This window comes from Sphingomonas sp., assembly GCF_031426035.1.
Lineage (GTDB): Bacteria > Pseudomonadota > Alphaproteobacteria > Sphingomonadales > Sphingomonadaceae > Sphingomicrobium.
Genome location: NZ_JANPKO010000160.1, coordinates 1 through 6930, shown reverse-complemented (window position 1 = coordinate 6930; position 6930 = coordinate 1). Strand labels below are relative to the sequence as shown.

The 6930-nt window shown below is 68.0% G+C and carries 8 protein-coding genes and 1 pseudogene; 5 read left to right on the top strand and 4 right to left on the bottom strand.

Going from position 1 to position 6930, the window contains the following annotated elements:
* Positions 1–17: 17 nt before the first annotated feature.
* Positions 18–770 carry a phosphocholine cytidylyltransferase family protein gene (locus tag RMP08_RS11975; RefSeq protein WP_310469230.1) on the bottom strand — a complete coding sequence of 251 codons (753 nt, stop codon included), beginning with the start codon at positions 768–770 and terminating at the stop codon, positions 18–20.
* A 138-nt stretch (positions 771–908) separates the two neighbouring features.
* Between RMP08_RS11975 and RMP08_RS11970 the strand changes: the two genes are divergently transcribed.
* From RMP08_RS11970 to RMP08_RS11960, 3 genes are all read left to right on the top strand, one after another.
* On the top strand, positions 909–1247 hold the full coding sequence (locus tag RMP08_RS11970; RefSeq protein WP_310469229.1) for a P-II family nitrogen regulator: 339 nt from the start codon (positions 909–911) through the stop codon (positions 1245–1247).
* Positions 1248–1307: 60 nt separating this feature from the next.
* Positions 1308–1535, top strand: coding sequence for a helix-turn-helix domain-containing protein (locus RMP08_RS11965; protein WP_310469228.1), 228 nt, complete (start codon positions 1308–1310; stop codon positions 1533–1535).
* 71 nt (positions 1536–1606) lie between these two features.
* On the top strand, positions 1607–1870 hold the full coding sequence (locus tag RMP08_RS11960; protein WP_310469227.1) for a DksA/TraR family C4-type zinc finger protein: 264 nt from the start codon (positions 1607–1609) through the stop codon (positions 1868–1870).
* 20 nt (positions 1871–1890) lie between these two features.
* Here the strand turns inward: RMP08_RS11960 and RMP08_RS11955 are convergent, their stop codons facing one another.
* On the bottom strand, positions 1891–2211 hold the full coding sequence (locus RMP08_RS11955) for a PilZ domain-containing protein (RefSeq protein ID WP_310469226.1): 321 nt from the start codon (positions 2209–2211) through the stop codon (positions 1891–1893).
* Positions 2212–2499: 288 nt separating this feature from the next.
* Between RMP08_RS11955 and glnA the strand changes: the two genes are divergently transcribed.
* On the top strand, positions 2500–3912 hold the full coding sequence (gene glnA / locus RMP08_RS11950) for a type I glutamate--ammonia ligase (RefSeq protein ID WP_310469225.1): 1413 nt from the start codon (positions 2500–2502) through the stop codon (positions 3910–3912).
* An 81-nt stretch (positions 3913–3993) separates the two neighbouring features.
* Complete coding sequence (locus RMP08_RS11945) at positions 3994–4953, top strand: PilZ domain-containing protein (RefSeq protein ID WP_310469224.1); 960 nt, start codon at positions 3994–3996, stop codon at positions 4951–4953.
* Between the two features lie 118 nt (positions 4954–5071).
* Here RMP08_RS11945 and RMP08_RS11940 read toward each other — a convergent pair.
* Positions 5072–6352, bottom strand: a pseudogene (locus RMP08_RS11940) (MFS transporter).
* Complete coding sequence (locus RMP08_RS11935) at positions 6349–6831, bottom strand: DUF559 domain-containing protein (RefSeq protein ID WP_310469223.1); 483 nt, start codon at positions 6829–6831, stop codon at positions 6349–6351. The pseudogene RMP08_RS11940 and the gene RMP08_RS11935 overlap by 4 nt, the downstream one beginning before the upstream one ends.
* Between the last annotated feature and the right edge of the window lie 99 nt (positions 6832–6930).

Genomic DNA, 6930 nt, shown 5'->3' with positions numbered 1-6930 from the left:
GACAAGCCGCCCAACGCCTAGGCCGCGGCGACGTCCTGGCCGAGGTCCCAGCGCTGGGCCAGCGCTTCGGCGACGTCGATATCCTCGGGAAAATCGACCTCGCCCCATTCGTGGCCGGCGATGTCGAGCGTCCACACGTCGTGCTTCTGAGCGAGTGTATGGATCACCCGCAAATACCAGATGGTGGTGCCCTCGGGGGTGCGCATGGCGGCCTCGACGGCATTGCGGAACAGCGCCGCGCCATGCTCGCGGAACGCCAGCAGCCCGATCGATTCGGCGTTGATGTTACCGCTCGGCAGGCGCTTGCCAATGGCGTGGAGCCGGCCCTCGCCGTCGGTGACGACCTTCATGTCGTCGTCGTCATAGGCGTCCTTGCGGTCGACCGTGACGCAGATCCCGGCGCGGCGGTTGGCCAGCACGCGGCCCATCAGCGCGTCCGAAACCAATGTGTCGCCGTTCCACACCAGGCACTCGCCGTCCAACTCGTCGCGCGCCACGAACAGCGAGCCCAAATTGTCGGCGACCTTGTAGAACGGGTTGTAGATGGTGCGAACCCTGGGCCCGCCGGCGCGGCGGCTGAGCGCGGCCTGGACCTGGTCGTCGCGGAAGCCGGTGACCACGATCGCCTCGTCGACGCCATTGGCGGCGAGCGTGTCGAGCTGGCGGTCGAGCAAGGTGCGCCCGCCGAATTCGATCAGGCATTTGGGCTTGTCGGCGGTGCGCGGCCCGAGGCGCGAGCCCTGCCCGGCGGAGAGAATGATCGCTTTCATGGCCGCCCCTGTGCCTCCGAAATGCGGCGGCGATGCGGCAACACTCGTCACAAATCCTTCGCATTCCCAGCGCCGTGGCTGGCGGGCCGGGCGGCGCGCCGATAGGATACGCACGGATTCGATGGGGGACGCGGACCAGTGAAAAAGATCGAGGCGATCATCAAGCCGTTCAAGCTCGACGACGTCAAGGACGCCCTCCACGAGGTCGGCGTCAGCGGCATCACGGTCAGCGAGGTCAAGGGCTTCGGCCGCCAGAAAGGCCATACCGAGCTCTACCGCGGCGCCGAATATGTCATCGACTTCCTGCCCAAGGTGAAGATCGAGGTGGTGGTCGAGGACAGCCTGGCCGACAATGTCGTCGAGGCGATCGCCGCCGCGGCGCGCACCGGGCGGATCGGCGACGGCAAGATTTTTGTCTCCAGCATCGAGCAGGCGATCCGCATCCGCACCGGGGACAAGGGCGCCGACGCGATCTGACGGTTCCGCCAAACAGCGCCCTTCCCGCCTCGCCCCTGTTGCCGCTAGAACGCCGCGACGATGGACGCACCCGCCCCCGAACAACAGAAGATGCTCGCCTCGATGGCGCCCGACGAGCTGCGCACCGCGATGCGCACTTTGGGCTACCGCACCCAGCACGACCTCGCCGCGGCGATCGGGGTCAGCCGCTCGGCGGTCAGCCTGTGGCTCGAGGGCAAGGTCGGCGTGCCGCGGCCGGTGGCGATGCTCCTCAGGATGCTCATCGCGGCGCAGCGCCGGGCGTTCTGAGCGGCGGCTGGAACCGGCCGCCCGCAACGACTATTTAGACCGCCGGACAAGGACTTGCTCGAGGATCAGCAATGGCCGGCGGATGGACGCGCGACGGCGCGGTGCAGGACCAGATCGACGACACGGTGAAGGACGCCGTGCTGCGCGCGCGCGCCGAGCTGGCAGCGGGCGATGCGGCGGAGGAGTGCGACGATTGCGGCGAGGCGATCCCGTCGCGCCGCCGCGCCGCCTTGCCCGGGGTGCGCACCTGCGTTGCGTGCCAGACCGTGCGCGACGCCGGCCGCGTCGCCGCCGGCATCAACCGCCGCGGCAGCAAGGACAGCCAATTGCGCTGAGCGGACGGCTGAAGCTTAGCTCACTCCAGGTGCTTGACGATGTGGTCGAAGACGGCGGCGTGGAGCGGGCGGACGAACTCGATGCCGACCACGAAGCCGTCGAGCCAGCACACCATGCCCTCCACCGCGTCGAGCCCCTCGAGCTTGATCCAGATCTTTTCATCGAGCGCCGGGCGCGCGACGAACTCGGCCTTGCAGCCGTGCGGGCTGAGGTCGAACACGCGCACGCGGTAGTTGTTGCCGCCGATCCGCCGCATCACGACCTCGGCGTCGAGCGCCACGCGCGGCGCCTTGCGCGGCCGGCCCGCCTTCGCCGCCGACTGGTCCACGCCGATGCCCATTTTGCTCTCCCCTGCCCCACCCGCACTGCTCGACTGACGCCTTGAACCGACCGGCAGGCCGTGGGCCATGCCGGCCGCGTGTACAAGCGTTCGGGCGCGACGGCGGCCAGTGGTCGCGGCGCCACCGTTCGCAGTCGCCATGTTCGCGCTGGCGGCCGCGGGATCAATGCCATTGCGGACCAAACGCGTGAAATATTCGCCGCGCTCCTGACTCTTGGCGCCGGGTCGGGAATCTGGGGGCGAGGCCGCGCGGGCGGCGAATCACAGCATCGGAAATGAGGGCGCGACATGGCGAGCGAAGCGGGCAAGATTCTGGCGCGGATCAAGGACGAGGAGATCGAGTGGGTCGACTTGAGGTTCACCGACCCCAAGGGCAAGTGGCAGCACCTCTCGATGGTGTCGTCGGTGATCGACGACGACATGCTGACCGACGGCTTCATGTTCGACGGCAGCTCGATCGCCGGGTGGAAGGCGATCAACGAGAGCGACATGATCTTGAAGCCCGATTTGAACGCGGCCTATGTCGACCCGTTCTCGGCGACCCCGATGATGATCCTGTTCTGCAACGTGGTCGAGCCGTCGACCGGCGAATTGTACGGCCGCGACCCGCGCAGCACCGCGACCCGCGCCGAGGCCTATTTGAAGGCGACCGGGGTCGGCGACACTGTGTTTGTTGGGCCGGAAGCTGAGTTTTTCATGTTCGACGACGTGCGCTTCGAGGACGGCTACAGCGCGTCGGGCTACAAGATCGACGACATCGAGCTGCCGACCAACACCGCGCGCGACTATGACGGCGGCAACATGGCGCACCGCCCGCGCGCCAAGGGCGGCTATTTCCCGGTGGCGCCGGTCGACAGCGCGCAGGACATCCGCGGCGAGATGGTCTCGACCATGCTCGAGATGGGGCTGCCGTGCGACAAGCATCACCACGAGGTGGCGGCGGCGCAGCACGAATTGGGGCTGACCTACGGCGGGCTGGTCGAGACCGCCGACCGCATGCAGATCTACAAATATGTCGTGCACATGGTGGCCCACGCTTACGGCAAGACCGCGACCTTCATGCCCAAACCGATCGCGCAGGACAACGGGTCGGGCATGCACACCCACATGTCGATCTGGAACAAGGGCAAGCCATTGTTCGCCGGCAACGGCTATGCCGGCCTCAGCGACATGGCGCTCTATTTCATCGGCGGGGTGATCAAGCATGCGCGCGCGCTGAACGCGTTCACCAACCCCACCACCAACAGCTACAAGCGCCTGGTCCCCGGGTTCGAGGCGCCGGTGCTGCTGGCCTACTCGAGCCGCAACCGCTCGGCCTCGTGCCGCATCCCGTATGGCGCGGGCGAAAAGGCCAAGCGCGTCGAATTCCGCTTCCCCGACGCGCTCGCCAACCCCTATCTGGCGTACTCGGCGCTGCTGATGGCCGGGCTCGACGGGATCCAGAACCGCATCCATCCGGGCGACCCGATGGACAAGAATTTGTATGACCTTCCGCCGCAGGAACTGGTCAATGTGCCGACGGTGTGCGGCTCGTTGCGCGAGGCGCTGGTCAATTTGCAGGCCGACCGCGCGTTCCTGACCAAGGGCGACGTGTTCAGCGACGACCAGATCGACGCCTACATCGAATTGAAGTGGGAAGAAGTGATGCGGTGGGAAACCACCCCGTCCCCGGTCGAGTTCGACATGTATTATTCGAGCTAGCAGGGCGCGGCGCGAGGCGCGGCGCGGGGTTGAACCGACGTCGTTGGCATTTCGGTAACCGTTCGCGGGGCATGATGCCCCATGGCGTGCGAAGGATATCTGCGGAACAGCTTCCGCTCGAGCGTGCTCAGCGGCCAGCCGCCGGCGCGCCCGGTGCTGGTGGTCGAGAAAGCGGTGACCGCGGCCGAGCCCGAAATCGGCCCCGACGGCGAGATCGTGCCGCGGCCCGAAGCCGGGCTGACCGGCATCCGAGTCACGCGCAGCGAAGCGCGGCGCGGCAACCAGCGCGGCGCCGACCGCCACCGGCTGACCGACGAGCAGGCCAGCGTGCGCCACGGCGGCGAGACTTACCTGGTCGAACTGGTCAATCTGTCGGGCGGCGGGGCGATGATCCGCGGCGACTTCACGCCGTTGCTGTGGGACCGCGTCGACCTCATCCTGGCCGCCGGCACCGAGCTCGAGTGCGCGGTACGCTGGCTGCGCGACGACCGCATCGGGCTCGAGTTCGCGCATGAAACGCGCATCGACTGCCACGACGACGAGCGCGACGAGCTGCTGCTCGCCGTAGTCCGCCGCAGCTTTCCCGACCTCGTGGTCGCCGAACGCCCGGCGCCGGACGAGGCGGAGAGCAGCGTCAACGCGCGCCGCGAGCGGCGCCATCCTTTGATCTGGATGGGACAGGTCCATTACGAACATGACAGCGCCAAGGTGCGGCTGCGCAACATCTCCGAGCACGGCGCGCTGATCGAGAGCCCGACCGCTTACCCCGAGGGCGCCGAAGTGCTGCTCGACCTGGGCGAGGCGGGGCAGCATTTCGCGACCGTCGGCTGGACCGGGGGAGGCAAAGCGGGCCTGGCGTTCGCGGCCCCGTTCGACCTCCAGTCGCTGCGCCACGCGCGGCCCGAGATCGCCCCCGCGCGGCCGATGATCACCGGCGCGCCGCGCTACACCGCCGACGACGAGAACCCGTGGGCGGAAGGCTGGCAGCGGCTGTCGGTCGAGGAATTGCGCGACGACCTCGAAGGGTATCTCAAGCGGTAAGTATTCTTGCTGGGCCAGCCTGTGCCGGCCCGCACCCCCACCCGGCCACCCACGAGCGTACCCTGAATGGGTGGCCGGGTGGGGCGCGGGCCGGTGCGGACTCAGCACAAAGAATCCTTCAATCCTCTTCGATCAGGCTCGTCGTCTTGGTCTCGCGCATCGAGACATAGGCGATTAGCGATCCCGCGATCACCACCGTGACATAGATATAAAACCAGCGCTCGTGGCCGGCGCCCTTGAGCCACAGCGCGACAGATTCCGCGGTGCCGCCGAACACCGTGTTGGCGAGCGCGAACGGGAGCGCGACGCCGAGCGCGCGGATATGGCTGGGGAACAGCTCGGCTTTCACCACCGCGTTGATCGAGGTGTAGCCGGTGACGATCACCAGCGCGGCCATCACCAGCGCGAACGCGGTCAGCGGGTCGCGCGCGGTCTCCAGCGCGGTGAAGATGGGGTAAGTGAACAGCACGCCCGCGGTGCCGAACGCGATCATCATCGGGCGCCGGCCGATGCGGTCCGAGAGCGCCCCGGCGAGCGGCTGGAGGACGATGAACAGCGCCAGCGCGACGGTCATGATGCGCGACGCGGTGGCGCGGTCGAAGCCGGCGGTGTTGGCGAGGAATTTCTGCATGTAGGTGGTGTAGGCGTAGAAGGCGAGCGTGCCGCCGGCGGTCAGCGCGATCACCAGGAACGCTTCCTTGGGATGATCGCGGAACAGGTTGCGGCCGCTCGATTTGGGCTTGTCCTTGGCCGACGCGGCGTTGGTGAAGCTCTGCGTTTCACTGAGGCGGCGGCGGATGATGAACACCACCACGGCGAGCGCGGCGCCGACCGCGAAGGCGATGCGCCAGCCCCACGCCTCGAGCGCCGCCTCGCCCAGCCAGGCTTGCAGGCCAACGAGGAGCCCGAGCGCGAGCAATTGTCCACCGATGATCGTGACGTACTGAAAGCTCGACCAGAAGCCGCGGCGCGCGCGGCCGGCCATCTCGCTCAAATAGGTCGCGCTCGAGCCCTATTCGCCGCCGAGGCTGAGGCCCTGTATGATGCGCGCCAGCACCAGCAGCGCGGGCGACAGCAGCCCGGCCTGGGCGTAGGTCGGCGCCCCGGCGATCAGCAAGGATCCAAAACACATCAGCGACACCGACAGCGTCAGCCCCGCCTTGCGCCCCTTGCGGTCGGCGTAAATGCCCATCAACCAGGCGCCGACCGGGCGCATCAGGAAGCCGACCGCGAACACCGCGGCGGTCTGGAGCAATTGCGCGGTCTGGTCGCCCTGGGGGAAGAAGCTCGGCGCGAAGTACAGGCCGAACGCCGAATAGACGTACCAGTCGAACCACTCGACGAGATTGCCGGCCGACCCGCCGACGATGTTGCGCAGGCGGTGGCGGGAGGTGGTCATGATTTTACGGCGGGCGCGGCAGCCCCTCCGTCAGTCCTGCGGACTGCCACCTCCCCGTGCCGGGGAGGAACTTGCAATTCCTCCCCGGTACGGGGAGGTGGCGGCGCGGAGCGGCGTCGGAGGGGTTGCGCCGGCCCGCATCGGGTAGCGATCAGCGTGACCACGGCTGCGAGGTTGTCGAGGACGTCGCGGGGGGCGATGCGCAGGGTGGTGAACCCCTGCCCTGCCAGCCACTCGTCGCGGTTGTCATCGCGGTGCGGGTTGCTGCCCATCCGATGCGCCTCGCCGTCGATCTCGATCGCCAATTTGGCGGCGAGGCAGGCGAAGTCGAGGATGAACGGGCCGGCGGGGTGCTGCCGGCGAAACTTGTGGCCGCCCGGGCGGGTGCGCAGCGCGGTCCACAGGATTGTTTCTGGGAGCGACATCGCGGTGCGCAGGCGGCGGGCGCTGCCGATTGTGGCGGCGGGGCCGGTCAGCATTGGTTGTTCTCCAACGTCACGGCAGCCCCTCCGTCAGTCCTGCGGACTGCCACCTCCCCGTGCCGGGGAGGAATTTGCGTCACGGCAGCCCCTCCGTCA

Excerpts from the sequence above, each read along its gene's own strand:
- RMP08_RS11975 (WP_310469230.1), bottom strand. The coding sequence starts at position 770 with ATGAAAGCGATCATTCTCTCCGCCGGGCAGGGCTCGCGCCTCGGGCCG.
- RMP08_RS11965 (WP_310469228.1), top strand. The coding sequence starts at position 1,308 with ATGGACGCACCCGCCCCCGAACAACAGAAGATGCTCGCCTCGATGGCG.
- RMP08_RS11960 (WP_310469227.1), top strand. The coding sequence starts at position 1,607 with ATGGCCGGCGGATGGACGCGCGACGGCGCGGTGCAGGACCAGATCGAC.
- RMP08_RS11955 (WP_310469226.1), bottom strand. The coding sequence starts at position 2,211 with ATGGGCATCGGCGTGGACCAGTCGGCGGCGAAGGCGGGCCGGCCGCGC.
- glnA (WP_310469225.1), top strand. The coding sequence starts at position 2,500 with ATGGCGAGCGAAGCGGGCAAGATTCTGGCGCGGATCAAGGACGAGGAG.
- RMP08_RS11945 (WP_310469224.1), top strand. The coding sequence starts at position 3,994 with ATGGCGTGCGAAGGATATCTGCGGAACAGCTTCCGCTCGAGCGTGCTC.
- RMP08_RS11935 (WP_310469223.1), bottom strand. The coding sequence starts at position 6,831 with ATGCTGACCGGCCCCGCCGCCACAATCGGCAGCGCCCGCCGCCTGCGC.